Here is a 14923-nt window from a genome sequence, read left to right on the forward strand (position 1 = left end):
TCAGATGCGGCGGAGGCGGATGCGCTGGATGGAGTGGTCGGGCGCCTTGTGGAGGACCAGGGTGGCGCGGGCGCGGGTCGGGAGGATGTTCTCGTGGAGGTTGCGCTCGTTGACCTCGTACCAGATGTGGCGGGCGAAGGCGATGGCCTCCTCGTCGTTCTGGGAGCGCGCCTGGGCGTGGAAGTAGGAGCGGGGGTCGGAGAAGCGGGTCTGGCGCAGGGCCAGGAAGCGCTCCAGGTACCACTGGCGGATGTGCTCGACCTTGGCGTCGACGTAGATGGAGAAGTCGAAGTAGTCGGAGACCGACAGCGCGCCCGTGGGCGGCACCTGGAGGACGTTGATGCCCTCCAGGATGAGGATGTCGGGGGTGCGGACGGTCTGCCGCTCGCCCGGCAGGATGTCGTACTGCAGGTGGGAGTAGACGGGGATCGTCTGCTCCTTGGCCCCGGCCTTGATCCGTGAGATGAACCGCAGCAGGGCCCGCCGGTCGTAGGACTCGGGGAAGCCCTTGCGGTTCATCAGGCCGCGGCGCTCGAGTTCGGCGTTGGGGTACAGGAAGTTGTCGGTGGTGACCAGCTCCACCCTGGGGTGCTCCGGCCAGCGGGCCAGCAGGGCCCGCAGGAGGCGGGCCACGGTGGACTTGCCGACCGCGACGCTGCCCGCCACCCCGATGATGAACGGGGTGGGGCGCACCGACTCGTTCAGGAAGGTGCTGAGGGTGTCGCGCAGGCCGCTGTCGCCGGTGAAGAAGAGGTTCAGCAGCCGCGTCATCGGCAGGTAGACGTCCTCCACCTCGTCGATGCTGAGGGGATCGCCCAGGCCGCGGAGGTCGTCGAGGTCGGCCTCGGTGAGGGTCAGGGGGGTGTTGGCCCTCAGCTGCCGCCAGGAGTCGCGGGAGAACTCGACGTAGGGGCTGGGAGTGGGCTCCCAGGGCGTGGTCATGGAAAACGAGGGTATCCAGGGGGTCGTGAGTCGGTTTCGGCCACCCCTCTAGCAGATAGTCTGGCCGCCATGTGCGGAATCGTGGGTTACATCGGCGGAAAGCAGGCCCAGCAGGTCGTGGTGGACGGTCTGGCCAGGCTGGAGTACCGCGGGTACGACTCGGCGGGCCTGGCACTGGTGGTGGACGGCAAGCTCGCCACCGCCAAGAAGGCCGGGAAGCTGGTCAACCTGCGCAAGGTGCTGGAGGAGGAGCCGCCTCCGGCCTCCACCATCGGGCTGGGGCACACCCGGTGGGCCACCCACGGCGCGCCCAACGATCCCAACGCCCACCCGCACGTGGACTGCGGCGGCCGGGTCGCGGTGATCCACAACGGGATCATCGAGAACTTCGCCGCGCTCAAGGCGGGTCTGCTGGAGAAGGGGCACGTCTTCGGCTCCGAGACCGACACCGAGGTCGTCGCGCACCTGCTGGAGGAGGAGGTCGGCGCCGGGCACGAGCTGCCCGAGGCGATGCGCCGGGTCTGCCGCCGGCTGGAGGGCGCCTACACCCTGGTGGCCGTGGACGCCCAGGACCCGGACGTCGTCGTCGGAGCGCGCCGCAACTCGCCGCTGGTCGTCGGCAAGGGCGACGGGGAGAACTTCCTGGCCTCGGACGTCGCGGCGTTCATCGAGCACACCCGCGACGCCGTCGAGCTGGGCCAGGACCAGGTGGTGGAGCTGCGCCGCGACGGCGTGACGGTCACCGACTACGAGGGCCGCCCCGCCGAGGTGCACGAGTACCACGTCGACTGGGACGTCTCGGCCGCCGAGAAGGGCGGCTACGACTACTTCATGCTCAAGGAGATCGCCGAGCAGCCGCGGGCCGTGGCCGACACGCTGCTGGGCCGCATCGGCTCCGACGGGCGGCTGCACCTGGACGAGATGCGCATCACCGACCAGCAGCTGCGCGAGATCGACAAGATCATCATCATCGCCTGCGGCACGTCCTACCACGCGGGCCTGATCGCCAAGTACGCCATCGAGCACTGGGCCGGGCTGCCGTGCGAGGTGGAGGTGGCCAGCGAGTTCCGCTACCGCGACCCGATCCTCACCCGCTCCACCCTGGTCATCGCGATCTCCCAGTCCGGCGAGTCCATGGACACGCTGATGGCCGTCCGGCACGCCCGCGAGCAGAAGGCCCGCGTGCTGTGCATCTGCAACGTCAACGGCTCGACGATGCCGCGCGAGTGCGACGGCGTCCTGTACACGCACGCGGGCCCCGAGGTGGGCGTGGCGGCGACCAAGACGTTCCTCACCCAGCTGGTGGCCGTCTACCTGATCGCCCTGTACATCGCCCAGGTGCGCGGCACCAAGTGGGGCGACGAGGTCTTCGCCATGGTCCAGCTGCTGGCGACCATGCCGGAGAAGGTGGAGAAGGTCCTGGAGACCATGGGGCCGGTGCGCGAGCTGGCCCGCTCCCTGGCGAACGAGCGGTCCGTGCTGTTCCTGGGCCGCCACGTGGGCTTCCCGGTGGCGCTGGAGGGCGCGCTGAAGCTCAAGGAGCTGGCCTACATGCACGCCGAGGGCTTCGCGGCGGGCGAGCTGAAGCACGGCCCGATCGCGCTGATCGAGGAGGGCCTGCCGGTCATCGTCGTGGTGCCGCCCCGTGCCCGCGAGGTGCTGCACGACAAGATCGTCTCCAACATCCAGGAGATCAGGGCGCGCGGGGCGCGGACCATCGTCATCGCCGAGGAGGGCGACGACACCGTGGTGCCCTACTCCGACACCCTGATCGAGGTCCCGGCCGTGCCGACGCTGCTGCAGCCGCTGGTGGCGACGGTGCCGCTGCAGGTGTTCTCCTGCGAGCTGGCCACCGCCAAGGGCCACGACGTGGACCAGCCGCGCAACCTGGCCAAGTCCGTCACGGTCGAATAGATCGCCACGAACCACCTCCACGCCCTCGTCGTCGGATCCTGCACGAGGGCGTGGAGGTGGACCGGTGGAAGATGAAGCAGGTGTGTACGCGCGCGGTGTGACGCGCGCGTTCGGGCCCGTGCAGGCGTTGCGCGGGCTCGATCTGACCGTTCCGTACGGTCGGGTGACGGCGCTGGTGGGCGCCAACGGAGCGGGTAAGACGACCCTTCTTCTGATTCTCGCGACCCTGCTGGCCCCTGACGCGGGAGAGATCCGGGTCGCCGGGCACGACCTGAGGACGCATCCCGAGGCGGCCCGCTCGGCGCTCGGATGGATGCCCGACACCTTCGGGGCGTACGACCAGCTGACCGTCGCCGAGTACCTTCAGTTCTTCGCGGACGCCTACGGGCTGACGCCCCCGGAGGGCGCCGAGCGGACCCGGGAGCTGCTGGTCCGCGTACACCTCCTGGAGCTGGCCCACCAGCCCGTCCACGTGCTGTCGCGCGGGCAGAAGCAGCGCCTGGGCCTCGCCCGCGCCCTGGTGCACCGGCCGAAGGTGCTGCTGCTGGACGAACCCGCCTCCGGCCTGGACCCGCGCTCCCGCGTGGAGCTGCGCGACCTCCTGCGCTCCCTGGCCGCCGAAGGCGTGGCGGTACTGATCTCCAGCCACATCCTGAGCGAACTGGAGGAGATCGCCGACCGGGTCGTCCTGGTGGAGCGGGGCGCCACGGCCGGCGAGCACGAGATCGCGACGCTCATGGCCGAGGCGCGGGGCCTGTGGCGGGTGCGCGCCCTGGAGGAGGAGCCCCTCGCCTCGGCCCTGGACGTCCGGCAGATGCCCTACCGGCGCCAGGAGACGGGCGGGCTGGACATCGGGCCGCTCACCGAACGGGAGGCGGCCGTGCTGCTGGGCGAGCTGGTGGGGGCCGGCGCCCGGATCTTCTCCTACGCGCCGGTCGGCGGTGCGCTCGAATCGGTGTACCTGGCGATGACGGAGGACCGCACATGACGGTTCGGGGCATGCTTCTGGTGGCGCGTCTGGAGTTCCGCACCCGGCTCCGCACCGGGCGCTGGAAGGTCCTCTTCGGCGTCTGGTTCCTCGTCGTGCTGGTGGTCAGCCTTCTTCTGCGCGGAGCCGTGACCACCGAGGACCCGAGCGAGGACGGCGTCGAGATGTTCGGCACGCTGCTGTTCTTCGTGCTGCTGCTGATGATGCTGATCAGCCCGGCGCTGACCGCCCAGACGATCAACGGGGACCGGGAGCGGGGAACGCTCGCCCCGCTCCAGACGACCCGGCTGACCCCGCTGGAGATCGCCTCGGGCAAGCTCCTCGCGGCCTGGGCCGTCGGGCTGGCGGTGCTGGGCCTGACCCTGCCGTTCGTCGCCTGGCCCGTCCTGGAGGGAGACGTGGACCCGCTGCGGGGCGTCGTCTGCGTGGCGGTGACGGCGCTGCTGATCGGGTCCGCCTGCGCCGTCTCCCAGGCGCTGTCGGCCCTGGTCGCGCGCAGCGTGACCTCGGCGCTGCTGTCGTACCTGACGGTCTTCGCGCTGATGTTCGGCACGCTCCTCCTGTTCGTCCTGACGATGCCGCTCGTCACCGCCGAACGGCACTACGGGACCGGTGAGGACGCCTACACCCAGGAGGTGACCGACACGAGGCGCACGTGGTGGCTCCTCGCGCCGAGCCCCTTCGTCATCCTGGCGGACGCCGCGCCGGCGCTTCCCCGCAGGCAGGTCTGCTCGGTGGACGACTCCAGGCCGGACGACTGCTACTACGAGAACGACGACGCCGACGTGCTCGGGTGGATCGGCCGAGAGGTCCGGCAGGCCCGGGTGGGGCCCCAGAACGTCCGGGAGTCGTACGAGGAGCACGAGTGGCGCGAGGAGTCCGCGCCCGCCGTCTGGCCGTACGGGCTGGGCGCCCATCTGCTGCTGGCCGGAGGTTCGCTGGCGGTCACCGCGAGGCGGCTGAGGGTTCCGGCGGCCCGGCTGCCGCGAGGGGTCCGGGTGGCCTGACCGGCGTACGATCGGGAAGGTGATCGTGGGAGTGGGCATCGACGTGGTGGACGTGGCCCGGTTCAAGGATTCGCTGGAGCGGACGCCGCGGCTGCGCGAGCGCCTGTTCACCGAGGAGGAGCGCCGGCTTCCGCCGCTGTCGCTGGCCGCGCGGTTCGCGGCCAAGGAGGCGCTGGCCAAGGCGCTGGGGGCGCCGCCCGGGATGCGGTGGACCGACGCGGAAATCCGCAAGGAGCCCTCAGGGCGGCCCACGCTACATGTCAAGGGCACGGTCGCCGACGTCGCGATGCTGCTGGGGGTCACCTCCTGGCATGTGTCGCTCAGCCACGACGGGGGTATCGCCACCGCCGTCGTCATCGCGGAGGCTCCATGAGACACGCGCATTCCGTGGCCGAGGTCCGCGCCGCCGAGGCCGAGCTGATGGCCCGGCTTCCGGAGGGCGCGCTGATGCAGCGGGCCGCCGCCGGGCTGGCGTCGGTCTGCGCCCGGCTGCTGGACGGGGTCTACGGCACGCGGGTGCTGCTGCTGGTCGGCGGCGGCGACAACGGCGGTGACGCCCTGTACGCGGGTGCCCGGCTGGCCCGCCGGGGGGCGCGGGTCACCGCGGCCCTGGCCTCGCCCCGGGCGCACGAGGAGGGGCTGGCCGCGCTGCGCGAGGCGGGCGGCCGGGTGCTGCCCTCCGCGCGGCTGGAGGAGCTGCTGTCCGGTGGCGGCGTCCCCGAGGCGTTCGCCGGCACCGACCTGGTGATCGACGGGCTGACGGGCATCGGGGGGCGGGGCGCGCTGCGCGGCCTCTACGCGCCCCTCGTCCGCGCCCTGCCTCCGGACGCGGCGGTGGTGGCCTGCGACGTGCCCAGCGGGGTGGACGCCGACACCGGAGAGGTCGAGGGCGAGGCCGTCCGCGCGGACGTGACGGTGACCTTCGGGACGTTCAAGCCCGGTCTGCTCATCGATCCGGGTGCCGCGCACGCCGGTGTCGTGGAGCTGGTCGACATCGGCCTCGACCTGCCCGCGCCCGAGGTGATCGCCGACGCCACCGCCGACGTGCGGCTGCCCCGCCCCGGGCCGGAGAGCGACAAGTACCGGCGCGGCGTCGTCGGCGTCCTGGCCGGCGGCGCCGACTACACGGGCGCCGCGGTGCTGGCGGTCGGCTCCGCGCTGCACGGCGGCGCGGGCATGGTGCGCTTCGCCTCGTCCGCGCCGGTCGTCGACCTGGTGCGGCAGCGCTGGCCCGAGGCCGTCACCGCGGTCCTGCCGCCCGATGAGGCTCCCGACCTGGCGGAGGTCGGCCGCGTCCAGGCCTGGGTGGTCGGCCCCGGCCTCGGCACGGACGCCCGCGCCCACCGCCTGGTGCGCGCCGCCCTGGAGACGGAGGTCCCCGTCCTGGTCGACGCCGACGGCCTGAACGTCCTGGCCGGGCTGCCCGCCGGGCGGCGCCGCGCGCTCCTGGACCGTCCGGCCCCCACCGTCCTGACCCCGCACGCCGGGGAGCTCGCCCGCCTCCTGGACGCCGACCGCGCGGGCATCGAGGCCCGCCGCCTCGCCCACGTGCGCCGCGCCGCCGAGGAGCTGAACGCCACCGTCCTCCTCAAGGGCTCCACGACCCTGGTCGCCGCTCCCGGCGGCCGTCCCGTCCGCGCCAATCTCACCGGCACCCCGCGGCTGGCGGCCGCGGGCACCGGCGACGTCCTCTCCGGCCTGATCGGCGCCCTCCTGGCGACCGGCCTCCCGGCCCCCGAGGCCGCCGCCCACGGCGCCCACCTCCACGGCCTCGCCGCCCGGCTGGCCTCCGCGCCGGACCCGGCCCTGTCCGCGTCCCCGATCACCGCCTTCGACGTCCTCACCGCCCTGCCCGCCGCCTTCCGCCGGCTCCCTTGAACGAGGACTCCGCGCCCGGCCGGGCCCGTCCGGGGGACCGGGGGCAGCGCGGCCCCCGCCTCCGCGGCTCCCGCGCCCGGGCCGTTGTGCCGGAGTGCGCCGATACGGGCCCGGCGGTGAGGGAGATCTCACGGAAAGGGGTCGTGAGCTGCAAGGGAGGGCGGGGGAGGGGCGGAGGTGAGGCAGACTGGGGGACCATGAGGTATCCGACGCGGGCGCTGGTGGAGCTGTCGGCGATCCGCGAGAACGTGCGGTCGATCCGCGAGACGGCGGGCGGCGCCGAGGTGATGGCCATGATCAAGGCCGACGGCTACGGGCACGGGGCGGCGGCCGTCGCGAAGGCCGCGCTCGCGGGCGGGGCCGGACGGCTCGGAGTGGCCTACGTCGAGGAGGCGCTGGCACTGCGCGAGGCGGGCGTCGACGTCCCCGTCATGGCGATGGTGTGCACCAAGGGCGACGAGTACGAGCGGGCCGTCGAGCGGGGCGTGGACCTCGGGGTCGGCGGGCTCCGGCTGCTGGAGGAGGTCGCCGCGGCGGCGGGGCGCGCCGGGCGGGCGGCCCGCGTCCACCTGGCGGTCGACACCGGCATGACCAGGGAGGGGGCCGCCGCCGAGGGCTGGCCCGAGCTGGTGGAGCGGGCGCTCAAGGAGCAGGCCGCGGGCCGGGTGGAGATCGTCGGGATCTGGTCGCACCTGGCGTGCGCGGACGAGCCGGACCACCCCTCGGTCGCCGGGCAGGCCAAGGTGTTCCGCGAGGCGGTGGAGCTGGCCGAGCGGGCCGGGGTGCGGCCCGAGGTGCGGCATCTGGCGAACTCGGCGGCGGCGCTGTACCTCCCCGACACCCGCTGGGACCTGGTGCGGCCCGGCATCGCCCTCTACGGGCTGCACCCCGCCCCCGGGCTCCCCGACCCGGGGCTGCGTCCGGCCATGACCGTGGTCTCCCAGGTCGCCTTCGCCAAGCGGGTCGCCGCGGGCAGCGGGGTCTCCTACGGCCACGCCTACACCACGGCCGGGGACGTGAACGTGGCGCTGGTGCCGGCCGGTTACGCCGACGGGGTGCCGCGCAACGGCGGCAACGTGCTGGAGCTGCTGGTGGGCGGGGCGCGCCGCAGGATCGCCGGCCGCGTGTGCATGGACCAGTTCGTCGTCGACCTCGGCGACGACGTGGTGCAAGAGGGAGACGAGGTGATCCTCTTCGGTCCGGGCGACCGGGGCGAGCCCACGGCCCAGGACTGGGCCGAGGCGCTCGGGACCATCTCCTACGAGATCGTGACGAGGATCGGCGGCAGGGTGCCGCGGACGCATCTGGACTGAGACCCCCCGGAGGCTAGGTTGGACGTCAGGAGCAGACGCAGGCTGGGCATCGCGGGCGCCGCGGCGGCGCTGGGCGCGGCCGGCGTGGGAGCGGCGGTCGCGGCGCGCCGGGTGGCTGTCGGCAGGGTCCGGCTGCAGCCCGACCCGTACGCGGGCGAGCCCTTCGGGGTGCGGTGCGGCGAGCCGCTGACGGTGCTGGCCGACGACGGGCTGCCGCTGTACGTGGAGGTCGACGAGCCGGCCGAGCGGCGTCCCGGGCTGCCGACGCTGGTCTTCTGCCACGGCTACTGCCTGACCCAGGACACCTGGCACTTCCAGCGCCGCGACCTGGCGGAGTTCCGCAGGGTCTTCTGGGACCAGCGCAGCCACGGCGCTTCGGGGCGCAGCAAGCCCGGCAACGCCACCATCGACCAGACCGGCGCCGACCTGGCGGCGGTGCTGCGCGCCACGGTCCGCCCGGACGAGCCGGTCGTGCTGGTCGGCCACTCCATGGGCGGGATGTCGATCATGGCGCTGGCCGACCGGGATCCCGGCCTGTTCGGCACCCGGGTCCTGGGCGTCGGCCTGGTCAACACCTCCACCGGCGACGTCCACGAGATGACGCTCGGGTTCCCGCTGGTGCTGGCCAAGCTGGTGCGCCCGTTCGCGCCGCGGGTGGTGCAGGGGCTGGGCCGCCGCAAGCAGATCGTGGACCCGGCCCGGGAGATCGGCGCCGATCTGGCGTTCTTCGTGATCCGCCGGATGGGCTTCGCCGACCGCCGGATCAGCCCCGCGATCGTGGACTTCGTGGAGCAGATGATCCGCGCCACCCCCATCGACGTGATCGCCGAGTTCTACCCCTCGCTCATGCGGCACGACAAGCGCGCGGCGCTGGAGGTGCTGACCAAGGTGCCGGTCCTGGTCATGTCGGGCGGCGCGGACCTGCTCACGCCGAAGGTGCACGGCGAACTGATCGCCGAGCTGCTGGACGACGCGGAGTTCGTCGGAGTCGAGGAGGCGGGGCACCTGCTGCCGCTGGAGCATCCGGACGCGGTGACCGCCGCGCTGCGCCGGCTGGTGGAGCGGGCGGCGGGCGGCTCCGGGGGGCGGGGCGGCGCGCAGGGGCACGGCAGGCGGGACGGGCAGGGCAGGCAGGGCAGGCAGGGTGGACGCGGCAGGTTCGGAAGGCGGGAGGGCTAGTGCGGATCGAGACGGCCGAGGAGATGCACCGCTTCGGCAGGGAGCTGGCGGGGCGGTTGCGCCCCGGTGACCTGGTCGTGCTGTCGGGCGGGCTGGGCGCGGGCAAGACCACGCTGACCCAGGGCATCGGCGCGGGCCTGGACGTGCGGGGGCCGATCACCTCGCCGACGTTCGTGATCGCCCGGGTGCACCCGTCGTTGTCGGGCGGCCCCGCGCTGGTGCACGTGGACGCCTACCGCCTGGGCGGTCTGGCCGAGGTGGACGACCTGGACCTGGACGCCTCGCTGGAGGAGGCGGTCACCGTCGTGGAGTGGGGCGAGGGGATGGTCGAGGAACTCGCCGAGGACCGGCTGGAGATCCGGCTGGAGCGGGCGGGCGGGGACGAGGAGCGCGAGGTGACGGTCACCGGGGTGGGTGAACGGTGGTCCGGGAGCGTTCCATGGTGAAAAAAGGTGTTTCTTCTGGTTGAGAAGCTTCTAGGGGGTACTCCCTAAGTTGCAGTTAGATGTCGTAATCTCTTCAGCGCAGTAACGGGTTACTTCTCCTGATATCTCGGCAACGGGCATGGGAGCCTCCATGGGTGGTCAGAGACGCAGATCCAGCGGCTCGGAGCGGAGCATGGCGATCCTGCTCGCAGGCGCCCTGACCGTCGTCCTCGCGGTCTGCGCCGTGGCGGGCCTCTTCATCCTGCGCAGCGCCGGCGGCACGCCGCAGGAGCGCATCGAGCCGGCGCGCAGCCAGCAGAACGCCCAGGCGCAGCCCGGCGCCACCTTCACCCCGCTCAGGGTCGTGCCCTCGGCCTGCGACACCGTGCCCGAGGAGGCCGCCGTGCGGCTGGCGCCCGGCAGCACGGCGCGGCCGCACCAGGGCACCGAGACCGACGAGTACTCCAAGTGCAACTGGGGCGGTGTGGGCACGTCCTCCAGCAGGGAGCTGTCCGTCGAGCTGCGCGGCCTCCCCGGCGGCCAGTCCGTCCAGCAGGCCACGGCCACGTTCCAGCAGGAGGCCGCCGCCGACAAGGAGGGCGAGGGACTGCTCCAGGGCCAGCGGCTGAAGCACTTCCAGAAGGTCGAGGACATCGGCGAGCAGGCCTACGAGCTGTTCATCACCGAGAGGTTCCAGGGCCAGGGCATCGTCCGCGCCCAGGTAGGCAACGTGCTCATCACGGTGAGTTACGGCGGCGGCGCCTCGAACGACACCCCGCTCGGGGCGGACACGTGCCTGGAGGGCGCCCGCCAGGTGGCCGGGGCCGTGGTGGAGGCGGTGCGAGTGGCCGCCGCCTGACCGGCGAGCGGATAAGCTTGACGGCCGTGCTGGTTCTGGCTTTCGACACCGCGACCTCGGCGGTCACCGTCGCCCTCTACGAGTGGCGGCCGGGTGACACCGTCTACGCCCGCGGCAGTGTGCGCGGGGTGGGCAGGCAGCGCCACGCCGAGGTCCTGACGCCCTCGATCTCCCAGGTCCTGGCCGAGGCCGGGGCCTCCCCCGCGGACCTGAGGGTGATCGCGGTGGGCGTCGGCCCCGGGCCCTACACCGGGCTGCGGGTGGGGCTGGCCACCGCCTACGCGCTGGGCGACGCGCTGAAGATCCCCGTCCACGGGGTCTGCACCCTGGACGCCGTCGCCTGGGCCACCGGCAGCGCCGACCCCTTCGTCGTGGCCACCGACGCCCGGCGCAAGGAGGTCTACTGGGCCCGGTACGACTCCTACGCCCGCCGGGTCACCGAACCGGCCGTCGGCCCGCCCGCCGACGCCGCCGAGCCCGGCCTGCCCGTGTACGGCGAGGGCGCCGCGCTGTACCCGGCGGTCCTGGGCGAGCCGCGCGAGCCGCTAACGCCGTCCGCCGCGGCGATCGCCGAGATCGCGATCATCCGCCTGTCGGGCCGCCCCGGACTGCCGCTGCTGCCGCCCGAACCGCTCTACCTGCGACGGCCCGACGCCCAGGAGATCGGGCCGAGGAAGCGGGCGGCCCAGTGATCCGGCCGATGACCGAGGCCGACCTGCCCGCCGCGATGGAGATCGAGCACGAGCTCTTCGCCGACGAGGCGTGGACCGAGGGCATGCTGCTGGGCGAGCTGGCCGAGCAGCCCCGCACCCGGCACTACGTGGTGCTGGAGCGGGACGGGAGGATCGTCGGCTACGGCGGCCTGGCCGCCGCGGCCGACGAGGGGGACATCCAGACGATCGGCGTCCGCACCGCCCACCAGGGCGAGGGCCTGGGCGCGGCGCTGCTGACCGAGCTGCTCGACGAGGCAGGGCGCCGCGGCTGCCGCGCGGTGTTCCTGGAGGTCAGGGCCGACAACGAACCGGCGCAGCGGCTGTACGAGAAATTCGGGTTCGTCCGGATCGGTGTCCGCAAGCGCTACTACCAGCCGTCCGGAGCGGACGCGATCGTCATGAGGAGGGACAGGCAGTGAGCGAACCCCTGGTACTGGGCATCGAGACCTCCTGCGACGAGACGGGCATCGGCATCGTCCGGGGCCACACCCTGCTCGCCGACACCGTCGCCTCCAGCGTCGACCTGCACGCCAGGTTCGGCGGGGTGGTGCCCGAGGTGGCCTCCCGCGCCCACCTGGAGGCGATGACCCCGACGATCGAGCGGGCGCTGAAGACCGCGGGCGTGAGCCTGGACGACCTGGACGCCATCGCGGTCACCGCGGGCCCCGGCCTGGCCGGCACGCTCATGGTCGGCGTCGCCGCGGCCAAGGCCTACGCGCTGGCCCTGGGCAAGCCCCTGTACGGGGTGAACCACCTGGCCGCGCACGTGGCCGTCGACCAGCTGGAGCACGGCCCGCTGCCCAAGCCGTGCGTGTCGCTGCTGGTCTCCGGCGGCCACTCCTCGCTGCTGCTGGTGCCCGACGTCGCCACCGACGTGCGCTCCCTCGGCTCGACCGTGGACGACGCCGCGGGCGAGGCGTTCGACAAGGTGGCACGGATGCTCGACCTCGGCTTCCCCGGCGGCCCGATCATCGACCGGACGGCCAGGGCGGGCGACCCCGCGGCGATCACCTTCCCCCGCGGCAAGCTCGACGACGGCACCTACGACTTCTCCTTCTCCGGCCTGAAGTCGGCGGTGGCCCGCTGGGTGGAGGCCAAGGAGCGCGCCGGGGAGCCCGTCCCGATCGCGGACGTGGCCGCCTCGTTCCAGGAGGCCGTCGTGGACGTCCTCACCCGCAAGGCCGTCGCGGTGTGCAAGGCGCACGACGTCGACCACCTCCAGATCGGCGGCGGCGTCGCGGCCAACTCCCGGCTGCGGGAGATGGCCAAGCAGCGCTGCGACAAGGCGGGGATCCGGTTGCGGGTGCCCCGGCCCGGCCTGTGCACCGACAACGGCGCGATGGTCGCCGCACTCGGCGCCGAACTGGTCTCCTCCGGGGTCGCCGACTCGCGCCTGGACCTCCCGGCCGACTCCTCCCTGCCGGTGACGACCGTGCGGGTCTGACCGTGCGGGTCTAGGGGCCTTCGGACTGGGTGTTCAGCCGGAACCAGACGATCTTGCCGGTGGCGGTGCGGGTCGCGCCCCACTGGTGGGCCAGCCGGGAGACCAGCTGGATGCCGCGCCCGCCCTCGTCGTCGGCGTCGGCGTGGCGCAGCACCGGCAGCCCGTGCTCGTCGTCGCTGACCTCCACCAGCAGCCCGTCGGTGTGCAGCAGGCGCAGCTCGATGGGCCGGGTGGCGTAGCGGACGGCGTTGGTGACCAGTTCGGTGGCGAGCAGCTCGGCGTGCTCGCTGTGGTCCGACAGCCCCCAGGAGGCGAGGGTGACGCGGATCAGCCGCCGCACCCGGGCGGGGGTGATGGGCCGCGGCCGCAACATCCAGCGGGCGATGCGCGTGGCGGGGATGCCGTTCAGGTCGGCCATGAGCAGCGCGACGTCGTCGTCCTGCCGGCCGCGCAGGGTGCGCAGCACCTCCTCGCACTGGGCGTCCAGCGGCAGCCGCCGGGCGTCGAGCACGCCGCACAGCTCCGTCAGCCCGTCCATGAGGTCGCGGCCGCGCACCTCCACGAGGCCGTCGGTGCACAGCACCAGCCGGTCGCCGTCGCGCACGGAGAACTCGATCGGCTCGAAGGCCACCCCGCCGACCCCGATCGGCACGCCGGGGGGCACCTGCAGCAGTTCGGCGGAGCCGTCGCGGCGGACCAGGACGGGCGGGATGTGCCCGGCGTTGGCGAAGGTGACCCGCCGGGCCACCGGGTCGTACACCGCGTACAGGCAGGTGGCCAGATGGTTCTCGCCCAGCTCCTGGGCGAGCCCGTCGAGCTGGCGCAGCAGCTGGCCGGGCGGCAGGTCCAGAGCGGCCAGGGTGTGCACGGACGTGCGGAGCTGGCCCATGATCGCCGCCGAGCGCATGCCGTGGCCCATGACGTCGCCGACGACCAGCGCGACACGGCTGCCGGGCAGCGCGATCGCGTCGAACCAGTCGCCGCCGACCCGGGCGTGGTCGCTGGCCGGCAGGTAGCGGTGGGTCAGCTCGATGCCGGTGAACCGGGGCAGCACGGAGGGCAGCATGCTGCGCTGGAGGGTGTCGGCGGCCGCGGCCTCGACCCGGTAGCGGTGGGCGTTGTCGGCGGCGAGCGCGGCCTGCCCTGCGAGTTGCTCGGCCATCATCACGTCGATCTCGTCGTGCGGTCCCCGCTCGCGCTCCAGAAGGACGGCGCCCAGGGTCCTGCCGCGCACCTTCATGGGGACGGCCAGCAGCCTGCCGTCCTGCAGCGGGGCGTCGAGCCGCATGACCTCGTGGGCGAGCTCCTCGGGCTGCCGGGGGCCGGTCACCCGGCGCAGCCCGTCCGAGCCGTCCAGGCGCTCGCCGGTGAACAGGCCCTCCAGCAGGTAGACGGTGACGGTGTCGGCCAGCTGCGGCACCAGGGCGGAGGCCAGGGCGCGGGCGCTGGCCCCGGGATCGAGCCTGGTGCCGATCCGGGTGGCCGCCTCGCCCAGATAGGACAGCCGGTCGCGCAGGGACTCGGTGGCGTTCATGGGCGGCGGCAGGACAGGAAGAGCTGGACCTCGGGGACGGCCTGGGTGGAGGCGGGCGCGTAGCTGAGCACCTGCTCCTCCTCGATGGCGAACCCGGCCGCCTCCACCTCGGCGCGCAGGTCGTCCCGCAGCAGGGCGGAGACGCGCACCTCCTGGCCGAGGAAGGCGAGCGGGTGGTCGTCGAGGTCGGCCTCGACCATCGACAGGCAGAACAGGCCGCCGGGCCGCACCAGCCGGTGCATGCGCGAGAGGGCGCCGGGGAACTCGTCCAGCGGGAACATCAGCAGGACGAAGAACGCGACGACGGCGTCGTACCGGCCTTCGGCCTCGTACAGGTCGCCCTGGAGGAACACGCCCTGGGGGACGTTCCGCCGGGCCAGGCGGACCATCTCGGCGGAGTAGTCGACACCGGTGACGCGGTGACCGGCTCCGGCCAGTTGCGCCGCGGTCGGCAGGCCGGTGCCGCAGCCGAGATCGAGCACGGCGGACTCGGGAGGGAGCCGGTCGAGCAGCCACTCGCCGGCCGAAATCTGCCCGTCCTTGTGGGGGAACGCCTCGTCGTAACGATCGCCTATATGGTCGAAGGCCGCCGCCTGGCGGCTCTCCCGCGCTGCCTGCATGCTCCCGTTCCTCCGGTGGTCCCGTGGGCGCAGTGCCGCAAATTTACAATCTCGGACATTCTGTAGTGGGATTCTTGCGAAGATCCTTTCAGGTGGTCTGAACGGAT

At 73.2% G+C, this 14923-nt stretch carries 15 protein-coding genes; 12 read left to right on the forward strand and 3 right to left on the reverse strand.

Annotation, left to right across the window (positions count from 1 at the left end; all coding sequences use genetic code 11):
- Entirely contained in the window at positions 1 to 942 is a 942-nt protein-coding gene (coaA, locus tag C2865_RS32365) for a type I pantothenate kinase (protein WP_106402438.1), read from the reverse strand.
- 69 nt (positions 943 to 1011) lie between these two features.
- Here coaA and glmS point away from each other — a divergent pair, with 69 nt between their 5' ends.
- The 12 genes from glmS to tsaD all read left to right on the forward strand — a co-directional run bounded on the left by glmS (position 1012) and on the right by tsaD (position 12662).
- Positions 1012 to 2856: a glutamine--fructose-6-phosphate transaminase (isomerizing) gene (gene glmS, locus C2865_RS32370; RefSeq protein ID WP_106402439.1), complete on the forward strand. Its 1845-nt coding sequence runs from the start codon at positions 1012 to 1014 to the stop codon at positions 2854 to 2856.
- A 64-nt stretch (positions 2857 to 2920) separates the two neighbouring features.
- On the forward strand, positions 2921 to 3844 hold the full coding sequence (locus tag C2865_RS32375; RefSeq protein WP_198653751.1) for an ABC transporter ATP-binding protein: 924 nt from the start codon (positions 2921 to 2923) through the stop codon (positions 3842 to 3844).
- A complete protein-coding gene (locus C2865_RS32380) occupies positions 3841 to 4851 on the forward strand; it encodes an ABC transporter permease (protein WP_106402440.1) in 1011 nt (336 codons plus the stop codon). Before C2865_RS32375 ends, C2865_RS32380 begins: the two co-directional genes overlap by 4 nt.
- A gap of 19 nt (positions 4852 to 4870) precedes the next feature.
- On the forward strand, positions 4871 to 5224 hold the full coding sequence (locus C2865_RS32385) for a holo-ACP synthase (protein ID WP_106402441.1): 354 nt from the start codon (positions 4871 to 4873) through the stop codon (positions 5222 to 5224).
- Entirely contained in the window at positions 5221 to 6729 is a 1509-nt protein-coding gene (locus tag C2865_RS32390; RefSeq protein WP_106402442.1) for an NAD(P)H-hydrate dehydratase, read from the forward strand. Before C2865_RS32385 ends, C2865_RS32390 begins: the two co-directional genes overlap by 4 nt.
- A 197-nt stretch (positions 6730 to 6926) precedes the next feature.
- Positions 6927 to 8042 carry an alanine racemase gene (gene alr, locus C2865_RS32395; RefSeq protein ID WP_106402443.1) on the forward strand — a complete coding sequence of 372 codons (1116 nt, stop codon included), beginning with the start codon at positions 6927 to 6929 and terminating at the stop codon, positions 8040 to 8042.
- Positions 8043 to 8060: 18 nt separating this feature from the next.
- Positions 8061 to 9221, forward strand: coding sequence for an alpha/beta fold hydrolase (locus tag C2865_RS32400; RefSeq protein ID WP_106402444.1), 1161 nt, complete (start codon positions 8061 to 8063; stop codon positions 9219 to 9221).
- Positions 9221 to 9667 carry a tRNA (adenosine(37)-N6)-threonylcarbamoyltransferase complex ATPase subunit type 1 TsaE gene (tsaE, locus tag C2865_RS32405; RefSeq protein WP_408608339.1) on the forward strand — a complete coding sequence of 149 codons (447 nt, stop codon included), beginning with the start codon at positions 9221 to 9223 and terminating at the stop codon, positions 9665 to 9667. The genes C2865_RS32400 and tsaE overlap by 1 nt, the downstream gene beginning before the upstream one ends.
- A 172-nt stretch (positions 9668 to 9839) precedes the next feature.
- On the forward strand, positions 9840 to 10505 hold the full coding sequence (locus C2865_RS32410) for a hypothetical protein (protein WP_106402445.1): 666 nt from the start codon (positions 9840 to 9842) through the stop codon (positions 10503 to 10505).
- Between the two features lie 26 nt (positions 10506 to 10531).
- Entirely contained in the window at positions 10532 to 11197 is a 666-nt protein-coding gene (gene tsaB / locus C2865_RS32415) for a tRNA (adenosine(37)-N6)-threonylcarbamoyltransferase complex dimerization subunit type 1 TsaB (protein WP_106402529.1), read from the forward strand.
- Between the two features lie 8 nt (positions 11198 to 11205).
- Positions 11206 to 11637 (forward strand): ribosomal protein S18-alanine N-acetyltransferase, encoded by a 432-nt coding sequence (gene rimI / locus C2865_RS32420; RefSeq protein ID WP_106402528.1) that lies wholly within the window; start codon positions 11206 to 11208, stop codon positions 11635 to 11637.
- On the forward strand, positions 11634 to 12662 hold the full coding sequence (gene tsaD / locus C2865_RS32425) for a tRNA (adenosine(37)-N6)-threonylcarbamoyltransferase complex transferase subunit TsaD (RefSeq protein WP_106402446.1): 1029 nt from the start codon (positions 11634 to 11636) through the stop codon (positions 12660 to 12662). The genes rimI and tsaD overlap by 4 nt, the downstream gene beginning before the upstream one ends.
- A 10-nt stretch (positions 12663 to 12672) precedes the next feature.
- On the opposite strand, the gene C2865_RS32430 is transcribed toward tsaD, so the two are convergent.
- On the reverse strand, positions 12673 to 14196 hold the full coding sequence (locus tag C2865_RS32430; protein WP_106402447.1) for an ATP-binding SpoIIE family protein phosphatase: 1524 nt from the start codon (positions 14194 to 14196) through the stop codon (positions 12673 to 12675).
- The gene (locus C2865_RS32435) at positions 14193 to 14816 is read right to left on the reverse strand and encodes a class I SAM-dependent DNA methyltransferase (protein WP_106402448.1); all 624 of its coding nucleotides are present in this window, start codon (positions 14814 to 14816) and stop codon (positions 14193 to 14195) included. The genes C2865_RS32430 and C2865_RS32435 overlap by 4 nt, the downstream gene beginning before the upstream one ends.
- Positions 14817 to 14923: the final 107 nt, after the last annotated feature.

It is taken from the genome of Actinocorallia populi (genome assembly GCF_002995495.1).
In the GTDB taxonomy this organism is placed as follows: domain Bacteria; phylum Actinomycetota; class Actinomycetes; order Streptosporangiales; family Streptosporangiaceae; genus Actinocorallia; species Actinocorallia populi.